This window comes from Burkholderia sp. Bp8963, assembly GCF_003854275.1.
GTDB lineage: Bacteria > Pseudomonadota > Gammaproteobacteria > Burkholderiales > Burkholderiaceae > Burkholderia.
Genome location: NZ_QTQP01000009.1, coordinates 35685 through 60140, shown reverse-complemented (window position 1 = coordinate 60140; position 24456 = coordinate 35685). Strand labels below are relative to the sequence as shown.

At 69.1% G+C, this 24456-nt stretch carries 16 protein-coding genes and 1 pseudogene; 6 read left to right on the top strand and 11 right to left on the bottom strand.

Annotated elements, in window-relative coordinates; genetic code table 11:
- Positions 1-67: 67 nt before the first annotated feature.
- Both DID96_RS09880 and DID96_RS09875 read left to right on the top strand, forming a co-directional pair.
- Positions 68-733: a response regulator gene (locus tag DID96_RS09880; protein WP_124599174.1), complete on the top strand. Its 666-nt coding sequence runs from the start codon at positions 68-70 to the stop codon at positions 731-733.
- Positions 730-2100 (top strand): cell wall metabolism sensor histidine kinase WalK, encoded by a 1371-nt coding sequence (locus DID96_RS09875; protein ID WP_124599173.1) that lies wholly within the window; start codon positions 730-732, stop codon positions 2098-2100. The genes DID96_RS09880 and DID96_RS09875 overlap by 4 nt, the downstream gene beginning before the upstream one ends.
- A 333-nt stretch (positions 2101-2433) precedes the next feature.
- Here DID96_RS09875 and DID96_RS09870 read toward each other — a convergent pair whose 3' ends face one another.
- Positions 2434-2682: a hypothetical protein gene (locus tag DID96_RS09870; RefSeq protein WP_124599172.1), complete on the bottom strand. Its 249-nt coding sequence runs from the start codon at positions 2680-2682 to the stop codon at positions 2434-2436.
- Between the two features lie 148 nt (positions 2683-2830).
- The gene (gene blaPEN-bcc / locus DID96_RS09865; RefSeq protein WP_124599171.1) at positions 2831-3742 is read right to left on the bottom strand and encodes a PEN family class A beta-lactamase, Bcc-type; all 912 of its coding nucleotides are present in this window, start codon (positions 3740-3742) and stop codon (positions 2831-2833) included.
- 115 nt (positions 3743-3857) lie between these two features.
- Between blaPEN-bcc and penR the strand changes: the two genes are divergently transcribed.
- Positions 3858-4748 carry a beta-lactamase transcriptional regulator PenR gene (gene penR, locus DID96_RS09860; RefSeq protein WP_124599170.1) on the top strand — a complete coding sequence of 297 codons (891 nt, stop codon included), beginning with the start codon at positions 3858-3860 and terminating at the stop codon, positions 4746-4748.
- A gap of 532 nt (positions 4749-5280) precedes the next feature.
- Here the strand turns inward: penR and DID96_RS09855 are convergent.
- From DID96_RS09855 to DID96_RS09835, 5 genes are all read right to left on the bottom strand, one after another.
- Positions 5281-5532 carry a hypothetical protein gene (locus DID96_RS09855; protein WP_124599169.1) on the bottom strand — a complete coding sequence of 84 codons (252 nt, stop codon included), beginning with the start codon at positions 5530-5532 and terminating at the stop codon, positions 5281-5283.
- A 108-nt stretch (positions 5533-5640) separates the two neighbouring features.
- Positions 5641-7857, bottom strand: coding sequence for an amylo-alpha-1,6-glucosidase (locus tag DID96_RS09850; protein WP_124599168.1), 2217 nt, complete (start codon positions 7855-7857; stop codon positions 5641-5643).
- Positions 7858-7966: 109 nt separating this feature from the next.
- Positions 7967-13516 (bottom strand): autotransporter domain-containing protein, encoded by a 5550-nt coding sequence (locus tag DID96_RS09845; protein ID WP_124599167.1) that lies wholly within the window; start codon positions 13514-13516, stop codon positions 7967-7969.
- A gap of 395 nt (positions 13517-13911) precedes the next feature.
- Positions 13912-14526: a YdcF family protein gene (locus DID96_RS09840; protein WP_409333767.1), complete on the bottom strand. Its 615-nt coding sequence runs from the start codon at positions 14524-14526 to the stop codon at positions 13912-13914.
- 384 nt (positions 14527-14910) lie between these two features.
- Positions 14911-15945, bottom strand: a complete 1035-nt coding sequence (locus DID96_RS09835) for a rod shape-determining protein (RefSeq protein ID WP_124599165.1) — start codon at positions 15943-15945, stop codon at positions 14911-14913.
- A 301-nt stretch (positions 15946-16246) separates the two neighbouring features.
- On the opposite strand from DID96_RS09835, the gene DID96_RS09830 reads away from it, so the two are divergent.
- The gene (locus DID96_RS09830) at positions 16247-18601 is read left to right on the top strand and encodes a patatin-like phospholipase family protein (protein ID WP_185732212.1); all 2355 of its coding nucleotides are present in this window, start codon (positions 16247-16249) and stop codon (positions 18599-18601) included.
- Between the two features lie 19 nt (positions 18602-18620).
- On the opposite strand, the gene DID96_RS09825 is transcribed toward DID96_RS09830, so the two are convergent.
- Together DID96_RS09825 and DID96_RS09820 are read right to left on the bottom strand one after the other, a co-directional pair.
- Entirely contained in the window at positions 18621-19736 is a 1116-nt protein-coding gene (locus tag DID96_RS09825; protein ID WP_124599164.1) for an ATP-binding protein, read from the bottom strand.
- Positions 19723-20433: a response regulator gene (locus DID96_RS09820; protein ID WP_124599163.1), complete on the bottom strand. Its 711-nt coding sequence runs from the start codon at positions 20431-20433 to the stop codon at positions 19723-19725. Before DID96_RS09820 ends, DID96_RS09825 begins: the two co-directional genes overlap by 14 nt.
- 231 nt (positions 20434-20664) lie before the next feature.
- On the opposite strand from DID96_RS09820, the gene DID96_RS09815 reads away from it, so the two are divergent.
- Positions 20665-21579, top strand: a complete 915-nt coding sequence (locus tag DID96_RS09815) for a glutaminase (RefSeq protein ID WP_124599162.1) — start codon at positions 20665-20667, stop codon at positions 21577-21579.
- Positions 21580-21666: 87 nt separating this feature from the next.
- Here the strand turns inward: DID96_RS09815 and DID96_RS09810 are convergent.
- Positions 21667-21915 (bottom strand): annotated as a pseudogene (locus tag DID96_RS09810) (DUF308 domain-containing protein); the annotation flags it as partial.
- 247 nt (positions 21916-22162) lie between these two features.
- On the opposite strand from DID96_RS09810, the gene DID96_RS09805 reads away from it, so the two are divergent.
- Positions 22163-22744, top strand: coding sequence for an HD family hydrolase (locus tag DID96_RS09805; protein ID WP_124599161.1), 582 nt, complete (start codon positions 22163-22165; stop codon positions 22742-22744).
- Between the two features lie 42 nt (positions 22745-22786).
- Here the strand turns inward: DID96_RS09805 and DID96_RS09800 are convergent, their stop codons facing one another.
- Positions 22787-24325: an MFS transporter gene (locus DID96_RS09800; protein ID WP_124599160.1), complete on the bottom strand. Its 1539-nt coding sequence runs from the start codon at positions 24323-24325 to the stop codon at positions 22787-22789.
- Positions 24326-24456: the final 131 nt, after the last annotated feature.

Genomic DNA, 24456 nt, shown 5'->3' with positions numbered 1-24456 from the left:
AGACACACGCGCTTATCATAGGTGGACCGGGCGCCCGAACGGCGCCTCCACGGAGAAACACGAACACATGCGCGTACTGCTCGTCGAGGACGATCCGCTGATCGGCAGCGGGCTCGAACAGGGTCTGAAACAGGAAGGCTTCGCGGTCGACTGGGTCACGGACGGCGAGGCCGCGTCGCTCGCGCTGCGCACGGCGACCGGCTACGGCCTGCTGCTGCTCGATCTCGGGCTGCCGAACCGCGACGGGCTGTCGGTGCTCGCCGCGCTGCGCCGCCGCGACGAGAACCTGCCGGCGATCGTGATCACCGCGCGCGACGGCCTGTCCGACCGTATCGCCGGCCTCGACAGCGGCGCGGACGACTACCTCGTGAAGCCGTTCGCGCTCGAGGAACTGCTCGCCCGCATCCGCGCGGTCAACCGCCGTCATGCGGGCCGCGCGCAGACGACGCTCGCGATCGGCCCGCTGCGGCTCGATCCCGTCAAGCACCAGGTCTGGCTCAACGACGACGAAGTGCCGTTGTCGCCGAAAGAGTTCGTGCTGCTGCACGAACTGATGCGCGAGCCGGGCGCGGTGATCTCCCGCGAGCAGTTCGAGGAACGACTCTACAGCTGGGGCGAGGAAGTCGAGAGCAACGCGGTGCAGGTGCATATCCACAACCTGCGCAAGAAGCTCGGCCACGACATGATCCGCACGGTGCGCGGCGTCGGCTACCGGATCGGTGACGGCGCATGACGGGCCTGCAGCGCGCGGTCTCGCGCTGGCGCGGCGTGTCGCTGCGGCGCCGGCTGCTGCTGTGGCTGATGCCGGCCGCGTGCGTGATCGGGCTGCTCGCGAGCGCGGGCACCTACTGGGGCGCGCTGCGCGAACTCGACGATCTGCTCGACGACCAGATGCGCAGCATGTCGAAGCAGATCGTCGTCGGCCCGAACGGCGAGCTGTCGTTCAAGAGCCATGCGGCGGGCGAGCACGGCTTCAAGGTCGACGATCCCGATGCAGTATTGCTGCAGGTCTGGCGCAAAGGCAAGCTCGTCTACTCGACCGACCGCGATTCGGCCCTGCCGCCACCGGCGCAGGCCGGCATCGCGAGCGTCGACGTCGACGGCACGCCGTGGCGCACCTACGTGACCCACAGCGGCGGCACGACGATCCGTCTCGCGCAGGCGCGCCGCGCGCGCTGGGAAGCGATCGCCGGCATCGCCGTGCATCTGCTGTGGCCGGTGTTCTCGATGCTGCCCGTGCTCGCGATCGGCCTGTGGTTCGGGATCGGCGCGGGGCTGCGGCCGCTCGCCGGGATCGCCGCCGGCCTGAAGCGCCGCAATGCGAACAATCTCGAACCGGTCGACGTCGCGTCGATGCCGAACGAAGTGCGGCCGCTCGCCGAAGCAATCAACGACCTGCTCGCGCGGCTCGACCGCTCGTTTACGCTGCAGCGGCACTTCATCGCCGATGCCGCGCATGAGCTGCGCACGCCGATCATGGGCCTGTCGATCCAGTCGCAGCTGCTGCGGCGCGCGGCGACGCCCGACGAACGCGAGCGCATCCTCGCGCAGATCCACGCCGGCACGACGCGGCTCGGCCACCTCGCCGAGCAGTTGCTGACGCTCGCGCGCCTCGAGCCCGACGCGCAGACGGCCGCGCTCGCGCCGGTCGATCTCGCGGCGCTGTGCCGCTCGGTGGTCGCGGACCGTGCGCGCGTCGCCGATGCGCATCGCGTCGATCTCGGCGCAATCGTCACGACGCCCGTCAACGTGGCCGGCAACGCCGACACGCTGCGCGTGCTGCTGAACAATCTCGTCGACAACGCGATCCGCTATGCCGGCGACGGCGCGCGCGTCGACGTGAGCGCGCGCGTCGAAGGCGGGACCGCGGTGCTGGAGGTCGCGGACACCGGCCCCGGCATTCCGGAAGCGGAGCGCGTGAACGTGTGGGAACGGTTCTACCGTGGCGCCGGTGCGCAAACGGCGACGTCGTCGGGCAGCGGGCTCGGCCTGTCGATCGTCAAGCGGATCGCCGAACAGCATCGCGCGACGGTAACACTCGGCACGACCGAAGGCGGCCACGGCCTCACCGTGACGCTGCGCTTCGATGCAGCGGTGTAAGCCAGGCGCGGTCAGGCGCGGTCAGGCATTTGTCCACAGATTTTGTTGGCAAGCTTGTGGATATCCTGAGCATCATCGCGCCAAGTCCTTGATCCGACGGGCTTTGGCATGCGTGATGCAGTTGCCGCACGAGATTCCACTCCGGCACGCGCAGCCGCGACGCCTCCCGAGCCGCGCTGCGTTGGCGATGCGCCCGTCGCCGCTTTTCGCCTGCTCGCTCGGCGATGCATCGCCACTTACCCACAGATTTTGTTGGCAAGCTTGTGGACAGCCTGCGCATAGCGCCACCAAGCATTTGATCGCAAAGGCTTTCCTCGTGCCGTCACGAATGAGTCAAACGGCGTATGGATCGGCCCGATCCACGCGCGCATCCGTCCAGGCTTGTCCACAGTTTTTGTTGGCAAGCATGTGGATAGCCTGCGCATAGCGCCACCAAGCACTTGATCGGAAAGACTTTCCTTGCGTCGTCGCGAATGAGGCATGCAGCATGCCGATCGGGTGTCGCCCGCCGCCGATCCACGTCGCGCGTCGCGTGCTCAGGAAACCACCCGCCTCTTTTCCACAGATTTTGTTGGCAAGCATGTGGATATCCTGAGCATGCGCGACGTAAGTGGTTGAACGCACAACGTTTCGTCGCGCGCATCAGGTTTGCGGCACGGCGTTGCCCGATGCAACGCACGCGATGCTGCGCCCTCCCGCCACCCGCTGCGCGCGTCGCGTCATGCGTCGCTCAACCGAGCGCAGCGATCGCGATGCGGGTCGCCGACGCGATCACGTCGTCCTTCGCCTTCGCGTCGGCCTGCGCCTGCGTGTAGTACACCGTCAGCACGACCGGCCCGCGTGCGGGCGGCCACAGCACGCCGGCGTCGTTGGTCGTCCCGTAGTCGCCGGTCCCGGTCTTGTCGCCGACCTGCCATCCTGCCGGCACGCCCGCGCGAATCCGTTTGTCCCCGGTGCGGTTGCCGCGCAACCAGTCGGCGAGCTGCGCACGCTGCGACGCGGGCAACGCGTCGCCGAGCGCGAGCACGCGCAGGCTTGCCGACATCGCGGCCGGCGTCGTCGTGTCGCGCGGGTCGCCGGGCAGCGCGGTGTTCAGCTCGGTTTCCCAACGATCGAGGCGGAACGCATCGTCGCCGATCGAGCGCGCGAACGCGGTCAGCGCGGCCGGCCCGCCGATCAGCTTCAGCAGCAGGTTCGCGGCCGAGTTGTCGCTGTACTGGACCGCGGCCGCGCACAGCTCCGCAACCGTCATCCCCGCGCCGACGTGCCGCTCCGTCACCGGCGAATAGCGGACGAGATCGGCCTGCCGATACGCGACGCGCTGCTGCAGCAACGCCGGACGCTCGACGCTCTGCGCGAGTACCGCCGCGCTCAGCAGCGCCTTGAACGTGCTGCAGAACGGGAAGCGCTCGTCGGCGCGATGCTGCACGCGCCGGCCGGTCGCGGTGTCGATCGCGCACACGCCGAGGCGCCCGCCCGCGGCGCGCTCCAGCGACGCGAGCGACGTAACGGACGCCCCGGACGCGCCGGATGCCCCGGATGCGGCGCCCGCCTGCGGCGACACACACGCGCTCACGGTCAGGACCAGCGGTGCCGTCGCGGCGGCCAACAGCAGGATTCGACGTTGCGATGAGTAAGTCATGTCGTTTGTCTCGTGGTGGAATGGTGGTTCGATACCGGCCCGGCGACACGCACTATCGTGAGTTTACGGTTGCCTGACAAGCAACGATTATTGAGCGCTGACGAAAGAATTTCTTATGACGAAGCTCCGCCCCCACCTTCCGCTCAATGCACTGCGCGCGTTCGAATCGTCCGCGCGCCACCTGAACTTCACGCGCGCGGGCCTCGAGCTCAGCGTGACCCAGGCCGCGGTCAGCCAGCAGGTCCGGATGCTCGAGGAACGGCTCGGCTGCGTGCTGTTCACGCGTTTGCCGCGCGGGCTCGGGCTCACCGACGAGGGTCGTGCGCTGCTGCCGGTGCTGAGCGACGCGTTCAGCCGGATCGAGACGGTACTCAAGCAGTTCGACGGCGGGCGCTTCCACGAGGTGCTGACGCTCGGCGTCGTCGGCACGTTTGCCCTAGGCTGGCTAATGCCACGCCTGAAGCGCTTCGGCGATACCCATCCGTTCGTCGAGCTGCGGCTGCGCACCCACAACAACGTCGTCGATCTCGCCGCCGAGGGGCTCGATTTCGCGATCCGCTTCGGCGAAGGCAACTGGCCGACAACCCGCAACGAGCGGCTGCTCGACGCGCCGCTCACCGCGCTGTGCGCGCCGGAGATCGGCAGGCGCCTCGCGCGGCCGGAGGATCTCGCGAACGAAACGCTGCTGCGCTCGTACCGCACCGACGAGTGGCTCGGCTGGTTCGCCGCCGCGCAGCTCGAACCGTGGACGGTCAACGGGCCCGTGTTCGACTCGTCGCGGCTGATGGTCGAGGCAGCCATGCAGGGCGCGGGCGTCGCACTCGCGCCGGCATGCATGTTCGCGCGCGAACTGCAGCTCGGCCAGCTCGTGCGGCCGCTCGACATCGACGTGCAGGCGGGCGGCTACTGGCTCACGTCGCTGAAGTCGAAACCCGTCGCCCCGGCGATGACGCTGTTCCGCGACTGGATCGTCAGCGAAGCGGCCGACGCGGCTCCGCATGCGTGAAACGGCGGCCAGCCCGCGCGCCGGCCGCTTGTCCACAGTTTTTGTTGGCAAGGATGTGGATATCCTGGGTACCCGGCACCTAACCCATTGATCGCGCATGATTTCCCGCGACGATGCAGGCATCGGGCAAGCCGGCCAAAAATCGTGTCCGATCGGTGCACCGCGACCGGGCATTGCCAACCGTGACGATGCAATAGCGTGCCCCTTTTCCACAGATTTTGTTGGCAAGCCTGTGGATATCCTGCCGACGCATCGCGTAACACGTTGATATGACGGGAGATTCGATGCATGGGCGCGGGCGTGGCAGTTGCGAGGCACGCACGCAGCGATCGTCGAGCGCGGAAACCGCGTGACGCGTTCTCCACAGAATGTGTTGGCAAGCTTGTGGATATCCTGCGCATGCGCCGCGTAACTCATTGAGCGCACGGCATTTTGCGGCGTGCGCGCGCAAATGGGCAGCAGAAGACGGGCAGCGAAGACGGGAAGTAAAAACGGAAATCGCGGCGGAGCGGGCGCCCCGCCGCGTGCGGACTCAGTGCTTGTCGAGCCCGCTGCGCAGATTGCGCGCCTTGTCGCGCAGCGCCTCGTAGCCGGAGCGCGCATGCTCGGGCAGGTCGGGGTCGCCGATCAGCGCGCCGAGCGTTTCGATCAGGCTGAACAGAATGCCTTTCGCCGCCCCGACCGCGATGCTCTGCGATTCGATCGACTCGTGCAGGTGATTGACCGCCGCTTCGAGATGCTCGAGCTTCTGCTCGCTGTCGTCGGGCCGCTTGTCGGTCGTCATCGTATGCCTCCGGAAAGATGGGTAGCGGATCCTGTCACGATTCTAAGCCGCGGCGCGCGAACGTGGCACGACATCGCGCAACGTTCGCGCAGGCGGCGCGTCGCGCCGCTACAGCACCGCGACGACCTTCACGCGCCCCGGCTCCGCCGCCGCGACCACTTGCCCGTCGACGCGCCGGAACGTCAGCGACACGCTGTCGTCGCCGACCGGCAGCCCGTCGATCCGCAGCCAGTCGACGCCTTCCGGCAGCGCCGGGCGCTCGACGCGCACTTCGTGACGCGCCGCGTCGACGCTCACGCCGAGGCACGCCTGCAGCATCATGAACGGCGCGCCCGCCGCCCACGCCTGCGGCAGGCACGCGACCGGATACGCGGTCGGCGGCTCGCCGCGCCGGCGCGGGAACCCGCAGAACAGTTCCGGCAGCCGCATCTCGAAGCTCACCGCCGCCTCGAACAGCGCGCGCAGCAGGTTCAGCGCGGCGGACTTGTCGCCGTAGCGCGCGAGCCCGCGCGCGGCGAGCGCATTGTCGTGCGGCCACACCGAGCCATTGTGATACGCCATCGGGTTGAAGCGCGGCTGGCCGGCCGCGAGCGTGCGCACCCCCCAGCCGGTCTGGAACAGCGACGAGCCGAGCACGTCCGCGACCGCCGCGCCGCGCGCGGGCTCCGGCAGCCCGAACGCGAGCAGATGGCCCGCGTTCGACGCAAGCACGCGGCACAGCTCGCCGCGACCGTCGAGCGCGATCCCGTAGAAGCTCGATTCCGGCATCCAGAACAGCGTTTCGACCTGCTCGCGCAACTGCTTCGCACGCAGCGCATAGCGCGTCGCATCGGCCGCGTGGCCGCGCCGCCGCGAGCATTCCGCCATTGCGTCGAATGCCGCGCACGCATACGCCTGCACCTCGACGAGCGCGATCGGCCCATCCGGAAAACGCCCGTCCGCATGGAACACCGAATCGTGGCTGTCCTTCCAGCCCTGGTTCGCGAGGCCGCGTTCGGACGTCTGCTGATAATCGAGCAGTCCGTACGGATTGCGGTCGCACTTGTCGCTCACCCACTGGATCGCGCGCTCGAGCGCGGGCCACAGCTCGTCGATCAGCGCATCGTCGCCCGTATGCTCGAGGTACGCGCCGGCGAGCACGACGAACAGCGGCGTCGTGTCCACGCCACCGTAGTACAGCGCGAACGGCACCTCGCCCGTCGCAGCCATCTCGCTCTTGCGGAATTCGTGCATGATCTTGCCGGGCTCCGCGTCGCGGAACGCGGACGTCTGCTGCGCCTGGTGCGTGGCCAGAAAGCGCAACACGCCACGCGCGAGCGACGGTTGCAGCCACAGCATCTGCATCGACGTGATCACCGCATCGCGGCCGAACGGGGTCGAGAACCACGGGATGCCCGCATACGGATACGGCCCCATGTCGAGATTCGTCGTCAGCAGGCCGAGATCGGCCAGCGAGCGGTCGAGCCACGCATTGAACAGCGGGTTGCCGGTGCGCACGCGGGCCATCGTCTCGCGCCGGGCGCGCATCGCGCGGTGCACGGCGACGAGCGCGGCGCGCAACGCGTTGCGGCCGCACGCGGGCGCGTCGCCTCGAGACGTCCCGACCGTCGCCTCGACGCTCACGTAGATCGACACGCATGCCTGCGCGGCGATCGTCAGCGTGTAGTCGGCGCGATCGACCGACAGCGCGTCGGGCTCCGGCGAGAACTGCACAGACACCGTGCGCTCGACGCGGTCGAGGCCTTCGTAGCGCAGCCGCACCGCGCTCGCGTCGAGACTCGGCTGCGCGAGCGTGCCGCGCTGCGCGCGGTGCGTGCCGCGCACCTCGAACATGTCCTTGAAATCCGTTGAGAACGACAGCGACAGCGGCACCTCGGCTTCGATCGCGCCGTAGTTCGTCAGCGTCAGCGCCTCGTACAGCACGTTGTTCGCGAGCACGCGCGTTCGCTCGATGTGGATCACGCCTTCGGGGGTCTCGTGGCCGCCGAGCGGCGGCAGTGGCCGGTTGGTCAGGTGCGCGGTGAACGACGCGTTGTCGGCACTCGTCGCGCCCGACAGCAGCGACGGCGCGCGGCCGCCGAACGTCAGCCGCCATTGCGACATCACGCGCATGTCATCGACGAAGAATCCATCGTCGTGTCCACCGAAGTCGCCGAGCGCGTTGCAGACGACGAACGCGTCGCCTGCCTTCAACACGTACTGGCTGCCGCGCTCGGGTTTCTGGGAATCGGCTTCGGGGGCAATGAACGGCGCGCCGGCTGCCGTCGCGGGACGCGGCGCCGCTTGCGGCGCGCGCGGAGAAGACTCGTCTGCTGGATTGTGCATCGATGCTCCTGGGTCGGGCGCGACGCGCGGTGCACGTCGCGTATTCCGCACAGGATAGGACAGAACCGGGCGCGCGCGCAGCGGCGCGGCGCCCGCCGTCATACACCGGTCAGAAACGCCACAGGATGTTGCCGAGCACCGCGTTGTCGCGCACGCCGCTGCCGAACTGGCCGCTGTACGACACCCCGAGTGTCAGGTTCTTCGTGACGCTCGCGTCGATGCCGACCTCGAGCACCGCGCTGTCGCGCGCGATCGGTACACCCGCGATCTGGAACGACCCGCCGCCTGTCGCGAACGCGAACGTCGAGTTCGGCCGCGCGCTGCCGAATGCATGCCGCCAGCCAGCCATCCCGCGCGCGGTCAGCGTGCCCTTCGCGAGCAGGCCGAGATCGGTTGCCGCCCGCACGCCGAGCGTCGAGAACGCGGTGTTGTTCGTATCGGAGCCGGTCGTCAGCGCGGCCGCGCCACCGCTTTCGGTAAAGCCGTCGGTATGCAGGCGCACGAACGCGATGCCCGCGAACGGCTCGAACGCGACGGCGCCCGCCGGCAGCGCATAGCCGACTTCGCCGAACACCTGCGTCGAGTTCGCGTTGTAGCCGGCCGAGTCATGGTCGCTGAAGCCGGCGAACGCGGGATTGCGATCCGCATTGATCCGGTACCACGTCTGCGCGACGCCGCCACGCACGCCCCACGCGCCATACTGCGCGCCGCCGTACAGCGACACGTAGTAGCTGTTGTACGACGCGGACGCCGTGTCGTTGTCGAGCGAGCCATGCGACACGCCACCCGCGAGACCCGCGCGCCAGTGGTCGTCGAGCGCCATGTCCGCACCGGCGATGAAGCCCGTCTGGCTGCGGTTGATCGTCGACGCATTGCCGTCGCCGGCCAGCCGGCTGCGGCCGCCGAACGCCTGGCCCCAGACCACCGGACGATACGGCGTGTTGCCGACGCAGCTCGCCTGCGAGCCGAGCCGCTGCTCCGGCGGCAGCGTCTTGTCGCGCGGCGCGCCGCCGCCCGTGTCGTCGCACAGCGCCGCACCGCCCGCCGACAACGCGGCAAGCGGCCCGGACGAGGCCCCGACGCCGCGGCGCACGCGATCGGTCACGGCCTCGCGCACGTAGCGGCTGTCGGTCAACAGCATGCTCTTCGCGCTTGCGTACAGCTCGCCGTCGAGTTGCCGGAACGCGCTCTGCGCGGTGGGCGCATCGGCGATCAGCACCGCGTTGAAGACCGGGCTGGCCGAGCCGAGCGCGCTGATCGCGCCGGCGACCGCCGCTTCGTTCTGCGTCGTCGCGACCGACGAGAACGGCGTGCCGTTCGCGCTGAGCGTCAGCGTCACGCGATTCGTGAAGTAGGCGAGCGTCGGCGTGACGAACGCGTAGGACGAGCTCACGCCCGCGAACTGCCCCTGCACGCCGCCGCCCGCACTCAGGAGCGTGTACGTCGTATTGGCCTGGTACGACGCCTGGCTCGCCAGCACGCTCACGTTGCCGCCGTGCAGCGTCGAGCCCGGCTGGAACGTCACGTTGCCTGCAACACTGAGGGTCTGCCCCGGCTGCGGCAGCGACGCCGTGCCGCCGCTCGCGACGACGAGACCGCCGATCGTGCCGGTGCCGGTCACCGTCGCGCCGCCCTGCACGGTCACGGTCGATGCGGCCAGCGAGCCGTTGACGGCCAGCGTGCCGGCCCCGACCGTCGTCGGGCCCGACAGCGTGCTCGTGCCCGTCAGCGTGAGCTGCCCGCTGCCGGCCTGCGTGAGCGCGCCCGTGCCGGACAGTGCGCCGCCGAGCGTCACGGTGCCCGACTGGTTCACGACGAGCGTGCCGTTGTCGACGATGTTGCCCGCGACGCTGCCCGACGTGCCGCCGTTGCCGAGCTGCAGCGTGCCGCCGTTCGCGATCGTCGTGCCGCCCGTGTACGTGTTCGCGCCCGTCAACGTCTGCGTGCCCGTGCCGGCGAACGTCACGCCGCCCGTGCCGCCGATCGCGCCGCCGAACGTGCCGGTGCCGCTGCCGTTCAGCGTCAGCGCATTCGCGCCCAGGTTCACGTTGGTGCCCGCCGCGCCGGACAGCGTGCCGAGCGTCTGCGCGCCCGACGCGCCGCTCAGGTCGAAGGTCGCGCCCGCGCCGGCGAGGTTCACCGTGCCGGTCGACGCGAGGCTGCCGCCTGCGCCGAGCGCCAGCGTGCCGGCGTTGATCGTCGTGCCGCCCGTGTAGTTGGCCGCGCTCGTCAGCGTCGCGGTCGCCGTGCCGTTCTTCACGAGCGCGCCCCCGCCCGTGATGCCGCCGTTCAGCGCGAGCGCGTTGCTGCCGCCGAGTGTCAGCGTCGAGCCGGTGGCAAGATTGACCGCGTTGTTGACCGCCAGGCTGGCGCTCGTGTCGAGCGTCGCCGCGCCACCGACGTTCAGCGCGCCGCCGCCGAGCGACCCGCTGTTGCCGAGCACCAGCGTGCCGCTGTTCAGGTTCGTACCGCCCGTGTACACGTTCGCGCCGGTCAGCGTCTGCGTGCCCGTGCCGGCCAGCGTCAGGCTGCCGGCGCCACCGATCACGCCGCTGAAGGTGCCGCTGGCGGTGCCGCCCAGCGTCAGCGCGTTGCCCCCGAGGTTGACGATCGTCCCCGCGACGCCCGACAGCGCGCCGATCGACTGGGGACCGGTCGCGCTGCTCAGGTCGAGCGCCGCGCCCGCGTTGGCCAGGTTCATCGCGCCGGTCGACGCGAAACTGCCGCCCGCGCCGACCGCCAGCGTGCCGGCGTTGATCGTCGTGCCGCCCGAGTACGTGTTCACGCCCGTCAGCGTGGTCGTCGCCGGGCCGTTCTTCACGAGCGCGCCCCCGCCGGTGATGCCGCCGCTCAGCGCGAGGGCGTTGCTGCCGCCGAGCGTCAGCGTCGAGCCGTTGGCAAGATTGACCGCGTTGGCAACCGACAGGCTCGCGTTCGTGTCGAGCGTCGCCGCGCCGCCGACGTTCACCGTGCCGGTGCCGAGCGCCGCGTTGTTGCCGAGCACCACGCTGCTGCCGTTGTTCAGGTTCGTGCCGCCCGTGTAGGTGCTCGCGCCGTTCAGCGTCTGCGTGCCGGTGCCGGCCAGCGTCAGGCTGCCGGCACCGCCGATCGCGCCGCTGAAGGTGCCGCTGGCGGTCCCGCCCAGCGTCAGCGCGTTGTTGCCCAGACTGACGTTCGTCCCCGCGACGCCCGACAGCGCGCCGATCGACTGCGCACTCGTCGCATTGCTCAGGTCGAGCGCCGCGCCCGCGCCGGCCAGGTTCACCGCGCCGGTCGCCGCCAGGCTGCCGCCCGCGCCGATCGCCAGCGTGCCGGCGTTGATCGTCGTGCCGCCCGTGAAGTTGTTCGCGCCCGTCAACGTGGCCGTCGCCGCGCCGTCCTTCACGAGTGCGCCCGCGCCGGTGATCACGCCGCTCAACCCGAGGTTGTTGCTGCCGCCGAGCGTCAGCGTCGCGCCCGTCGCGAGGTCGACAGCGTTGTTGACCGTCAGGTTCGTGCTCGTATCGAGCGTCGCCGCGCCGCCGACGGTCAGCGCGCCCGTGCCAAGCGCGTTGTTGTTGCCGAGCACGAGGCCGCCGGCGTTCAGCGTCGTGCCACCCGTGAAGTTGTTCGCGCCATTCAGCGTCACCGTCGCCGCGCCGTTCTTCACGAGACCGCCGCCGCCGGAGATCGTGCCGCCCAGGCCGAGATTGGTACTGCCGGCGAGCGTCAGCGTCGTGCCGGTGGCGAGGTTGACATTGTTCGCGAGCGACACGTTGGTGGTCGCATCGAGCGACGACGAGCCATTCACGTTCACCGCGCCGAGGCCGAGCGCCGTATTACTGCCAACGACGAGGTTGGCGCCGTTCAGGTTCGTGCCGCCGGTATACACATTCGCGCCGGTCAGCGCTTGCGTGCCGCTGCCCGCGAGCGTGATACCGCCCGCGCCGCCGATCGTGCCGGCGTACGTCGTGTTGCCGCTGCCGGTCAACGTCAGCGAATTGCCGCCGAGGTCCACGTTGGTGCCGGCCGCGCCCGCCAGCGCGCCGATCGTCTGCGTGCCCGATGCGTTGCTCAGGTCGAACGTAGCGCCCGCGCCCGTCAGGTTCACCGTGCCGGTCGCCGCCAGGCTGCCGCCCGCGCCAAGCGCCAGCGTGCCGGCGTTGATCGTCGTGTCGCCGGTGAACGTGTTCGCGCCGTTCAGCGTCAGTATCGCCGAGCCGTTCTTCACGAGGCCGCCGTTGCCGTTGATCGAGCCGGCCAGCCCGAGATTGTTGCTGCCGCCGATCGTCAGCGTCGTGCCCGTGGCGAGATCGACCACGTTGTCGAGCGTCGCGTTCGTGCTCGAGTCGAGCGTGGCCGAGCCATTGACGTTCAGCGCACCGGTGCCGAGTGCCCCATTGTTGCCGACCACGATGCCGCCGGCGTTCAGGTTCGTGCCGCCCGCGAAGTTGTTCGCGCCCGTCAACGTCAGCGTGCCGCCGTCGTTCTTCGTCAGCGCGCCGCCGCCCGACACCGTGCCCGACAGCGTGAGCCCGGTCGAGCCCTGCACCGTCAGCCCGCCCGCATTGAGCGTCACGTTGTTGCTGACGTTGAGCCCGGCCGTGCCCGCCTGCAGCGCGCCGCCGGTGGCCGTGATCGTGCCGGTGCCGAGCGACGCGTTGCCGCCGATGATCGCGACCCCGCCCGCCAGTGTCGCGTCCTGCGCGGTCGACGCGCCGTTGATCGTCCAGTTGCCGCTCTGGACGTTCAGGTGATTGAAGTTGATGTAGTTGTTGACCGCGATCGTGCCGTTCGCCCCGGCCCCCTGCTGCAGCTTGAGCGTGTTGTCGCCACCCGCGCCGCCGTCGACCGTGCCCGTTGCCGCAACGCCGAGCGTGACCGGGCCGACCGTGATGTTGAACGCGCCCCCGGTGCCGCCCGCGGTGTTGACCGACGAGCCCGTTACCGCGTTGAACGTGTTCGTGCTGTTTGCGCCCATCGACACGCTGCCGTTGATCGTGCCCGAGTTGGTAAACGTATTGCCCGCCCCGGGCGTGCCGTTCGAACCGAGCGACACGCGGCCGGTGATCGTCCCGCTGTTCGTCATGTTGACCGTGGCGCCACCGTACGCGGCCACCACGGGCGCATCCGCGCCGGTGAGGGTCGCGCCGACCAGCGGGTTCGAGCCGATCGTGCCGGTGTTGTTGATCGTCGACGTGCCGCCCGTGCCGTTCTGGACCGACAGCGCCATGCCCGTCACGCCGCTGATCGCCACCCCGGTCGAGCCGTTCATCGTGCCGTTGTTGGTGACGCTGGTGCCGGCGCTCGCCGCCGCGTTGCCGATCACCGCGCCGCTCGACAGCACGCCGAGCCCGGAGCCGAGCGCCGACGGGTCGATCAAGCCGTTGTTGGTCAGTTGGGTATTGTTGCCCGTCAGCGACAACGCGGTGCCGCCGACGCCGAGCAGCACGCCGAGGCTCGCGCCCGGATTGACGGTCGCGTGGATGTTGTCCGCGCTGTTCGAATAGTTCGGCGCGAGCGGATTGGCGACGCCCGAGCAGGTCACGGTGGTGCCGGCCGTGGTGCAAGTCGCATGCGCGGGAACGATGCCCGCGCCGACGAGCGCGACACACACGCCCGTCGGCAACAGGAATCGCGGAAGCGTTTCTTGGACTCTTCTGGAACGTGCGCGGCTCATGCTTCCCCCATTGATCAGGCAAACGGCGAAACATCGGATCGAAGACAGCGCAAAATCGCGGGCAAAAAGAACCCCGCCCGGCGTTCGTCGGAACGACGCCGGTCATTCGTGGATAAATCCTGGAATCGGCCTTGAATCGCGGATGCGCGACTAGTCGAAGGACATGGTGGTCACCCCGGTTTTTGCAGCGACGCTTTCTGTGTTGATTTGAGTACTGCCGTGCGTTTTGTCAGACAAGGTATAGGTCAAACCAGCCACGATTGCCAAGCAATAATCGCTATCCGGCGAAATAATTCCATCTGATGTTTACAGCAGCGAAAGGATTGGCGAATCGGGGCGATCCGTGCCGCAATGGCGCGGCACGGGCAGAAAGCGGCAAGAAGGCGCCGCGCCGCTCAGGAAAGCAGCCGCAGCAGATACAGCATCGGCCGGAACGACATGGGACGCGCGTCCGGATTCAACCAGAGGCGGACCGAATAGACGGCGTACGCCGGCACTTCCCGCCAGCTCGAATACAGGTCGCGCAATTCGAACCGCCGCGGATACGCGGCATGGATCTGCGCGCGATCGACACCGACGCGCTCGAACGCGAGCTGCGCCCGCGCAAGGTGGTAGAACTGGCTGACCAGCAGCACGCTCGTCGCGTGGTGCGCCTGCATGTACGCGAACGCGTGCTGCGCGGTCGCGAGCGTGTTGTCGCCCTGATTGTCGACGGCGATCCGGTCGGCCGGCACGCCCCGCGCGACCAGGTAATCGCGCATCGCGGCCGCCTCGTCGAGCCCGGGGCCGTCGATCGCGCCGCTGACGAGGATCGCCGGACACTGTCCCGACCGGTAGCACTGCACACCGACGTCGAGGCGCGACGCGAGAACTGGCTCCGGCATTCCGTCGGAATCCAGCGCATTGCCGAAGATCACGGTGACGTCCGCCCGCCCGTCCGGAATGCGCATGCCGCGCACGGCCAGCCCGACGGCGGCCAGCACCCAGACAGCCGCCACGATGGCCAGCACGCGGCACGCCCGGGCGACGACGCCCCGCTTGGTATTCCTTCTCAATTGTTCCTGGCCTCCCGGATCCGTTGCCGCGCGGCAGGTACGCTAGCACGTCTGACGAAACCGTGTCGACCCGGCGGCGTCACGCGTGGCCCGGTTCACGGGATTGAAGGATTGACGAGCCAGCGTTGTCGGTTATCCCGGGGAACAAGTGATGTGCGCCGCTGCAGCGCGGCCCGCCACGCACGTTCCCGCGGTCTGAACGTTCATTCCCGGAGCCGGCCTTCGCGAAGCGCCGGCACGCTGCGTGCCTGCGCAACGTGCCGATGACCGGCGCGACACATCGCCATCAGAAAAGTGTACGACTGCAAACCCGAGTCCGCCGACGCGGCCACGCAGCCGTCAATCGGGCGCGCACATCGCGAGCCGCCCCATCGCCGCGCCGGCCCCGCGCACCGCGCAGGTTGCCGGCTCGTCGGCGATCCGCACCGTCAGCCCGGTTTCGTCGAGCAGCAAGCGCCCGAGATGCGCGAGCAACGCGCCGCCGCCCGTCAGCACCGCGCCGTGATGCGCGATGTCGGTGACGAGCTCGGCCGGCGCGTTCTCGAGCACCGATTTCACCGCGCCGGTCACCTGCTTCAGCAGGCCGGCCAGCGCTTCCGCGACATCGTGATTCGACAGCTCGATCGTGCGCGGCAGCCCGTCCTGGACGCCGCGGCCGACCGCGCGCATCGACTCGCGCGGCACCGCGGAGGTCGCCGAGCCGATCGTCTTCTTCACATGCTCGGCGGTCTGGTCGCCGAGCAGCACGCCGTACAGGTTGCGCACGTAGTTGACGATCGCCGCGTCGAACTGGTCGCCGCCAACGCGGATCGCCTCGCGATAGACGATCCCGCCGAGCGCGATCACCGCGACTTCGGTCGTGCCGCCGCCGATGTCGACGACGAGCGAGCCGACCGCTTCGGTCACCGGCAGGCCCGCGCCAAGCCCGGCAGCCAGCGATTCCTCGATCAGCTCGACCTTCCACGCGCCGGCTGCGTACGCGGCATCGCGGATCGCGCGGCGCTCGACCGCGGTCGCCCCGGACGGCACGCACAGCGTCACGTCGACGCGCCGGCCAAAGCGCGTCCGCGTGCGCGACATGTCGATGAACTGGCGGATCATCTGCTCGGCCGCGTGCGCATCCGCGATCACGCCGTGCTGCAGCGGCCGCACCGCCTCGATATGCCCGGGCGCGCGGCCGAGCAGCGCCTTCGCGCGCTCGCCGACCGCCTCGAGCGTCGGACGTGCCGCGGCGCCGTCGCGCTTGCGAAAGCAGATGACCGACGGCTGGTTCAGCACGACGCCGCGCTCGGGCGTGTAGATGCGCGTGCTCGCCGTTCCGGGATCCATTGCAACGGATTGCGCAAACATCTTTCCGAACAGCGGGTGCGACATGATCAGGCCTTTACGAACGAACGGGAGGAACACCTCGGGTGCCGCCCCGCGCGCTTCCGGTACAGTCCGGCAGCGCACGGCGCGTGCCGGCATATTCCGGCATAGCGGCAATTGATGCCGATACTTTAGATAATCCCCGTGATTTTTTCGCGACGAAGTGACCGAAAGCGTCGCATTTCCGCCCGCAGATGCGCGTCCGCGTCTCGCGTCGCCCGCGCAAAACACGTTAATCTCTCGGTTTTGCCTGCTTTTTGACTGCTCCCGGCAGGCTGTCGACGCCCGATCCCGCCAGATAACCACGATGACAGCGCCCGATTCTCACCGCTGGCAGCGGTTGCGCCGCCTTTGTCCGATGCTCGTCGCCGTCTGGTGCTGCGCCGCCGCCGCGCAATCCGCACCGGCGGCCGATATGACCGCCCCGTCGGCCCCGACCGACGTGTCCGCCGCACCGGCACTTGCTTCGCATGCCTGCACACCCGACGGCGGCCCGCCCGGCAGGCCGGCGGTCGGGCTCGTGCTGTCCGGCGGCGGCGCGCGCGGCTACGCGCACCTCGGCGTGCTGAAGGTGCTCGAGGAAAACCGCATCCCGGTCGACTGCATCGCCGGCACCAGCATGGGCGCGGTGGTCGGCGGCCTGTTCGCGAGCGGCATGGCCGCCGACGAAATTCAGAAGCGCCTGTCGCAGGTCAATCTCGCCGACGTCGCGTTCGACGTCACCGAGCGCGCGGACCTCCCGCAGAGCCGCCGCGAGGACGAGCGCCTGTACGCGAGCGGCCTGACGCTCGGCTTCGGCACGAAAGGCGTGAAGGCGCCGGCGGGCCTCGTGCAGGGCAACCGGCTGCAGGCGCTGCTCGCGGACTGGACCGCCGCCGTGCCGATCAACCAGGCGTTCGACCGGCTGCCGATCCCGTACCGCGCAATCGCGACCGACCTGCAGACCGGGCAGATGGTCGTGCTCGACCATGGTTCGCTGCCGCTCGCGATCCGCGCGAGCATGGCGATGCCCGGCCTGTTCGCGCCCGCCGAGATCAACGGCCGCGCGCTGGTGGACGGCGGCCTCGTCAGCAACCTCCCGGTCGACACCGCGCGCGCGATGGGCGCGAACGTCGTGATCGCGGTCGACATCGGCTCGCCGCTGCGCCCGCTCGACGCGCTCGCGTCGCCGGCCGACGTGATGCAGCAGATGATCGGCATCCTGATCCGCCAGAACGTCGCGTCGCAGCACAAGCAGATCACCGGGCAGGACGTGCTGCTCAAGCCCGAGCTCGGCGCGTTGTCGTTTACCGATTTCCAGAACGCGAGCCAGGCGATCGCCGCAGGCGAGGCCGCCGCGAAAGCCGCGCTGCCGCAGTTGCAACACTTCGCGCTCACGCCCGAGCAATACGCGGCGTACCGGTCCGCGCACACGCAGCCGCTGCCGCAGCCGATCCGGATCACCGGCATCGACGTGCGCACGAACGGCGGCGTGCCGAAGCGGGTCGTCTTCGACGCGCTGCGCGTGAAGCCCGGCGACCTCTACGATCCGAAGGCCGTGAGCCAGGACCTGCTCGCGCTGTCGACGAGCGGCAATTTCGAGAGCGTCACGCAGCAGGTCGTGAGCCATGACGACGAGAACCGGCTCGTGATCGACGCGCGCGAGAAATACTGGGGTCCGAACTTCCTGCTGTTCGGGCTCGGGATGTCGAGCAGTTCCACCGATGAAGGCGGCTTCCGGCTGCACCTCGGCTACCGGCGGCCGTGGCTCACCGACTCGGGCCTCGAATTCCGCGCCGACACGACGCTCGGCAGCGATCGCCAGGCGGTGCGCGTCGAGCTGCGCCAGCCGCTGTCGACCGGCACCGGGCTTTATTTCGCGCCGTATGCGGAATACGAGCGGCGCTTCGCGAACGCCTACGCCGACGACGTCAAGCTCACGCAGTTCCGGCTGCAGACCGAACGCGTCGGCTTCGATTTCGGCGTGCCGATCCGGCGCCTCGGTGATTTCCGCATCGGTCTCGCGTATGCGCACGGCTATGCGTCGCCGGACTACAACGTGCCGATCGCGATCGGGCCGGACGGCCAGCCGACCGAGTTCCTGTTCAGCGGCACGAACGGCCGGCAGCTCAGCGCGCGCGCGCGGCTCGTGATCGACCAGCTCGACGACCCGCTGTTCCCGCGCAAGGGCTACTTCGGCGAAGTGCGGGCCGAGCGGTCGCTCGTGTCGAGCGAGCAGCGGCAGTACACCGAATTGTTCGGCAAGGCGATGGTCGCGCAGCAGTTCGGACGCCACAGCATCAATGCGAGCATCGAGGCCGGCAAGAGCTTCGGCGGCGTGAGCCCCGTCAACCTGCTGGACTTCACGCTCGGCGGCTTCCAGCATCTGGCCGCGTATGCCGCGGACCAGCTCAACGGCAACGCGCTCGTCTACGGGCAGGTCACGTACATGAACCAGCTGATGACGTTCAACGCGTCGCCCGTCAAGGCACTGTTCGTCGGCGCGAGCGCGGAACTCGGCAACGTCTGGTCGCTCGACAGCGACGTCACCTCCGGGCCGCTCAAGCAGAGCTATTCGTTCTTCACCAGCCTGACGACGTCGTTCGGCCCACTCTACGTCGGTATCGCGCTCGCGCCGGGCGGGCGGCGCAACCTGTATTTCCAGCTCGGCCGCACGTATTGAGCACGGCGCAAGCAGATCGCTACACCGGCCAGCTGATCTCGAAGCGTGCGCCGCCGAGCGCGGCCGGATCGGCGACCGCGATCCGCCCGTTGTGCGCATGCAGCACCTGGCGCGTGATCGCGAGGCCGAGCCCGTAGCCGCCCGTGCGGCGGTCGAGCCGCACGAACGCGTCGAAGATCCGCTCGCGTTCGTGCTCGGGCACGCCGGGGCCGTCGTCCTCGACGTAGATGCAGATGTTGCCGTGCCCGATCGCGATGCCGGCCGCGATCTGCGAGCGCGCGTACTTGCTCGCGTTGCGCAGCAGATTACGCATCGCATACGACATCAGCCGCCGGTCCATCTTCACGCGCACGTCGGTCGCGATCGCGATGCGCGTGTCGATCGATTTCTCCGGATACAGCAGCGCGGCGTCGCTGACCTGATGCTCGAACCACGCGGCGAGCGCGGTCGGCTCGAGGTTCGACTGCAGCGAGCTGTATTCGAGCCGCGCGTACGTGAGGCTCATGTCGATCAGCTCGTCGAGCTCGGTCACATCCTGCGCGATGCCGTCGAGCGCGGCTTCGTATTCGGCCGCCGAACCGGGCTCGCGCAGGATCTCGAGCGCGAAGCGCACGCGCGCGAGCGGCGTGCGCAATTCATGCGAGATGCCGTTCGTGAGGTCGCGCTGCGCGGCGATCAGCCGCTCCATGCGCATCGCGAGCGCGTTCAGCGTGCGCGCAAGCGGGCCGATGATCACGCTGTGCGATTCGCGCGCGCGCGTATTGAAACGCCCGCCGGTGAAGTCGATTGCGCGCTCGCGCACCATCACGAGATCCGACCATACGGGCCGCATCCAGCGGTACGCGGCGAGCGCCGGCAAGGACACCACGAACGCGACGACGAGCCAGATATCGCCCGGCAACGCATCGAACGCGTGCCACACCACTTGCGGCGACAGCACGACGGCGAGCGCGAGGGCCGGCACGAGCGCCGTCAGCAGCACGAGGCCGAGCAACTGCAGGTAGGTGCGCAAATAGAGGCGCGACCAGCTCGGGATCCGGTCCGCGCGCGTATCCGTCCACGAGCGGCGGAAATGCAGCCAGCGCCACTTGACGTAGCGCAGCGGCGACAGACGGGGCACGTCATTCCCACGCATGCTTGCTGAACTGGTAGCCCTTGCTGCGGATCGTCTTGATCCGCTGCGGGTTGCTCGCGTCGTCGCGCAGTTTGCGGCGCAGCTTGGAGATGCGGCCGTCGATCGTGCGGTCAAGCCCGTCGAATTCGACGCCGCGTAGCTGCAGCATCAGGTCGTCGCGGCTGACGACTTCGCCCGCGTGGCTGACGAGCGCCCACAGCAGGTCGAACTCGGCCGAGGTCAGGTCCGGCGCGCTGCCGTCGGGCAACACGACGGTGCGATCGGTGCGGTCGATCGTGAACTTGCCGAACGCGAAGCGCTCGGGCTGCGCGGCCGACGGGTCGGTGCCGCGCGCGGGCGTGCGGCGCAGCTGCGCCTTGATCCGCGCGAGCAGGATGCGCGGCTCGACCGGCTTGCGCACGTAGTCGTCGGCACCGATCTCGAGGCCGAGCAGTTCGTCGAACGGCTCGTCGCGCGCCGTCACCATGATGATCACGCCGTCGTACTGCCTGCGCGCCTCGCGGCAGATCTCGAAACCGTCCTTGCCCGGCAGGTTCACGTCGAGAATGACGAGATCCGGGCGCATGGACAGGATCGCCGGCACGGCGGCATCGCCATGCAGCACGGTGTCGACTTCGTAGTCGTTCTTGCGCAGGTAGCCGGCGATCAGCGCGGACAAGCGGGTGTCGTCTTCGACGAGCAGGATCCGGAAGGACATGGGCAAACGGTTGAATCGTACGGAAAGCGGCGACGCAGCCGGCCTGCGCCGGGGTGGTCTCGTCGGCCGAAACGTATCGCATGATACTGCGCCTGACGATCGCTGACGTTCTCATCTCGAAAATGGGGGTGCGAAGGCCGGGTTGCACGCGCGGTGCTTGACGAATTCGCGCCGAGACGGTTCCATACGGGCTCGCCGAAATCCGGGCGCCGCGCGCCCTCGCCTGACCTCATGAATTATCAACCGATCCTCGAACGCATCCACACCGAACTCGCCCCCTGGATCGGCCAGGGCCGCGTCGCCGACTACATCCCCGAGCTTGCGAAAGTGCCCGCCGACAAGTTCGGCATGGCGGTCGTGACGCTCGACGGAAACGTTTACACGGTCGGCGACGCCCAAGAGCGCTTCTCGATCCAGAGCATCTCCAAGCTGTTCGCGTGCACGCTCGCATTCCAGATGCTCGGCGACGCGCTGTGGGAGCGGGTCGGACGCGAGCCGTCGGGCACCGCGTTCAACTCGCTCGTGCAGCTCGAAAGCGAGCGCGGCAAGCCGCGCAATCCGTTCATCAATGCCGGCGCGCTCGTCGTGACCGACGTGCTGTGCCGCCGCTTCGTGAAGGCCGAGACCGCGCTCGTCGAATTCGTGCGGCGGCTGATCGGCGCGACCGACATCGATTACGATTCGCGCGTCGCGCTGTCCGAGCTTCAGCATGCGGAGCGCAACCGCGCGATGGCGCATTTCATGGCGAGCTTCGGCAACATGCAGATGCCGCCGGAAACCGTCGTCGATGCGTATTGCCGACAGTGCGCGATCACGATGAACTGCGTCGAGCTCGCGCAGGCCGCGCTGTTCCTCGCGAACGGCGGCGTCGCGCCCGTCACGGGCGAGCGCATCGTCGATTCGAGTTCCGCGAAACGGCTGTCCGCGCTGATGCTGACCTGCGGCACCTACGACGCGGCCGGCGACTTCGTGTACCGCGTCGGCCTGCCCGCGAAGAGCGGCGTTGGCGGCGGCATCGTTGCGGTGCTGCCGGGCGAGATGGCCGTGTGCGTGTGGGCGCCGGGGCTCGACGCGAACGGCAACTCGCTCGCGGGCCAGCTGGCGCTGGAGTGGCTGACGACGTATTCGGAGCGGTCGATTTTCTGACGACGCGGGAAGCGCGGCGAGCCGACCGGCCGGTCGGTCTCGCATGGTCGGCACGCAACGTCGCAAGCTACGAATGCCCCGCCGACGCTACTCGGCCGACGCCGTGCGCGAACCGCCCGACGACAGCGCGGCGCTGTCCTGCTCGCGCCACGCGCGGCGCGACGCGATGATCCCCTTCACCGCCGAGCGCGCGACCTTCCACCACGCAAACGGCCGAGGATCGGCGAGCATGCTGAGCGCGCGCGCGTAATCGAGTGTGAGCCCCGGCGTCCACGCCATCGTCACCGCGCGCTTGCGGATCTGCGCGGCAACCCACAGCTCGGGCGTGAGCAGCAGCAGCCGCGTGCCGATTCCAACGTCTGCCGGTGACACTCAGTGACGGATTGCGCGTCATGGGACGACACGCGGCTGCACCGCTGCGCAACGCGCACCCGCCGCTTCGCGCCGGCACTTTGCGGCGCGCGGCGCGACACACGGCGGCGGTGCCGAACGCGTATCCCCTTCGACAACATCCGGCAATTGCGCCAGAATCGTTGCCCCGAGGGCGAAAGCCACCTTGACCGCGCAGACGGAAAACCAACGGATGAACCTCGATACGATCCACGCGCGGCTCGATTTCCTGCGCGAAGCGGAACGCCTGAAGGACGTGCTGCGCAGTGGCCATACGTCGAACGGGCGCCCGGAAAGCACCGCCGAGCATAGCTGGCGGCTGTGCCTGATGGCACTCGTGTTCGCCGATGCGCTGCCCGGCGCCGATCCGCTGAAAGTGCTGAAGCTGTGCGTCGTCCACGACCTCGGCGAAGCGCTGCACGGCGACATCCCCGCGATCGAGCAGGCCGCGCATCCGGACAAGAGCGCACACGAACGCGACGACCTGCTGACGCTGACGGCCGGCCTCGACGCCGCGCTGCGTGACGAGATCGTGTCGCTGTGGGATGAATACGAACAGGCCGCGACACCGGAAGCGCAGGCTGTGAAGGCGCTCGACAAGCTCGAAACGATCCTGCAGCACAGCGAGGGCGACAATCCGCCGGACTTCGACTACGCGTTCAATCTCGGCTACGGCCGGCAATACACGAACGCGAGCCCACTGTTCAGCGCGATCCGCGCGATCGTCGATGCGGATACGAGAAAGCGGAGGGACGCCGCCGCGCGGGACGCGTAAGCCGGCGGCGTGCGAACGGCCACGCCGCCCGCGCCTGCCCCATCATTCCGCGACGGCCTGCCCGCGCCGCGCCGGCGCGAACGCCAGCGCGCTTGCCGTCGCCAGCACCGCCACACCCGCCGCGCCGTACACCATCACCCAACCGAACCCGTGCATGAGCGCCGCATGCAAGGCCGCGCCGGTCGGGTCCGCGCGCGCGAGCTCCGGCGCCAGCGCGCGCAGCCCGTCGACGCGCCCCGCCGCGATTTGCTGCGCGAGCGCGCGCAGCGCTGCATCGCCAACCACGCCCGCCACACCCGCCTTCAGGCTTGCGACGATCCCCGCGACCAGCACGAAGCCCATCATCGCGATGTTCAGCGCAAGCGAAATCATCCGTGCGCTCATGTCGATGCCCGACGCCATCCCGGCGCGCGCGCTCGGCACCGCGCCCGTCGTCGTGTTGGTGACCGGCGTGTTCGTGAGCCCGAGCCCGATGCCCGCGACCACACAGCCGGGCAGCATCGTCAGCCAGTCGGCATGCTCGGCCGCGCTGCCGACCCGCATCAGCGCGAAGCCCGCCGCGATCGTGAACAGCCCGCCCGGAATCACGACGCCCGGCCCGTGGCGCATCGCGAGACGCTCGCCGAACGGCGGCGCGATCAGCGTCGGCAGCGTATACGCGAGCAACGCGAGGCCTGCCGTCACGCTGTCGTAGCCGAGCGCGACCTGGAAGAAAATCGGCAGGTAGATCATGAACGGCCAGAAACTGAAGTTCATCCCCATCGAGCCGAAGATCGCACCCGTGAACGCACGGATCCGGAACACCGAGAAATCGAACATCGGGTGCGCACTGCGGCGCTCGGCAACAATGAATGCGGCAAGCGCGAGCACCGTCGCGCCGAGCACGCCGAGCCCGGCGGCGCTCGTCAGGCCGAGCTCGGCGCCCTGCGTGATGTAGAACGCGAGACCGAGCACCGCGAGCGACAGCGTGACGATGCCCGCGACGTCGAGCGAGCCCGCGTGCGGATCGCGCGACTCCCGCACCGCGCCGCCGATCAGCGCGAGCGCGACGGCCGCGAGCGGCACATGAACGAGGAACACCCACGGCCAGCTCGCGACCGCGACGATCGCGCCGCCGACGATCGGCCCGAAACCGAGCCCGATCCCGAACACGATCCCCCAAATGCCGAACGCGCGGCCGCGCTCGCGCCCTTCGCGAAACTGGTGCGACAGCACCGCGATCTGGCAGATCAGCATCGCACCGCCGCTCGCGCCCTGCAGCAGCCGGCCCGCGACGAGCACCGGCACGTCCGGCGCGAACCCGCACAACAGCGACGTCGCGCCGAACAGCACGGTGCCCGCGACATACACGCGCTTGCGGCCGAAGCGGTCCGCGAGCGTGCCGGCCGCCATCAGCACGGTCGTGCAGGCGATCGTGTACGCATTCATGATCCATTGCATGCCGTTGAAGTCGCCATGCAGCACGTGCTCGAGCGTCGGCAGGATCACCGGCACGCTCGAGATCTCGAGGCCGAACATCAGCGAAGTCAGGCAGACGGCCGCGAGCGCGACCGCATTTCGTCGGGTATCGGATAGCGTCATCGATTTCGCGGCGCCGCCCGGCAGCCGGACGGCGCGCACCTCCAGGGTCCAAGAAGGCGTTCGCTGCGCGCGGCCGTGGCGTCGCACGCGATGAACAGGAATCGGTACTATATTGAGAATTTCGTTCCCGA